1 protein-coding gene is annotated in these 1,089 nt (G+C 60.3%); it reads left to right on the forward strand.

Annotated features, from left to right (window positions below; genetic code table 11):
- A partial coding sequence (locus AU465_RS33065) for an IS110 family RNA-guided transposase (RefSeq protein ID WP_192257209.1) occupies positions 1-920 on the forward strand: 920 nt, incomplete at its 5' end.
- Positions 921-1,089 lie beyond the last annotated feature (169 nt).

Raw genomic sequence — 1,089 nt, forward strand, 5'->3', positions numbered from 1 at the left:
TCTTCACCAAGTTGCCGCCCTGCCTGATCGGCATGGAGGCGTGCGGCACATCGCATCATTGGGCTCGAGAGTTGACGGAGGTCGGTCATGAAGTCCGCCTGATGCCACCGTCCTACGTGAAGCCCTATGTGAAGCGCGGAAAGAATGATGCGGTGGACGCGGAAGCGATTTGCGAGGCGGTAACACGCCCGACCATGCGTTTCGTCGTGATGAAGTCAGCCGAGCAGCAAGCGGCCCTATCGCTTCACCGCACCCGTAATCTTCTGGTCAAGCAACGTACGCAGCTGGTGAATATGATCCGCGGCCTGTTGGCCGAGTTCGGTATCGATATTCCCGAAGGTTTGGAGCGGGCGCTTAAGCTGGCGCGCCAGATAGCCGCGAAGAAATCCACATTGGACGTACCGGCAATGGCACTGCAGATTCTGTGTCTCCTGTGCGAGCAGGTGCTCGACACCCATGCCCGGCTCCAGACCATTGACCGGTCGATCCTTGCCCAGCAAAGAACGAATGAAGTGGCACGGCGTCTATCGACCATACCTGGCATTGGCCCGATCGGTGCCACTGCGTTGGCGGCCTCGGTTGCTGATCCGGGTCAGTTCCGCTCGGGTCGAGAGTTTGCCGCCTGGCTCGGGCTGACACCTTCGCAAAACTCGAGCGGCGGAAAGGACCGTCTCGGGCACATCACCAAGATGGGCGACCGGTACCTGAGAAAGCTCCTGGTGATCGGCGCGACCTCTCTGGTCCGACGGGCAAGGCATAAGCCCGAGGCTGCGGATCCGCGCCTCCTGGCGTTGCTCGCCAGGAAGCCAGCGCGCGTGGCGAGCGTAGCGATGGCAAACAAGATGGCCCGCGTGGTGTGGGCTATCATGACGCGCGGCGAAACCTATCAAGCGCGTCATGCTCCGAACCTTGCAGCGTAAGTTGCGCAGAAGACGAGACACTGAAGCAGAAATCAGATCGAGCCGATCAATCGGCTCCATGAGGTTGTAAGAGCGACGCGATGTGATGGCGAGACCGGTCAGGCCGGGAACAGGGATAACCCATGCGATGTCGGAGGCATCATAGCCTGCAAAGCAGATTGGGACCTTG

Source organism: Mesorhizobium silamurunense, from assembly GCF_014843905.1.
GTDB lineage: Bacteria > Pseudomonadota > Alphaproteobacteria > Rhizobiales > Rhizobiaceae > Mesorhizobium > Mesorhizobium silamurunense.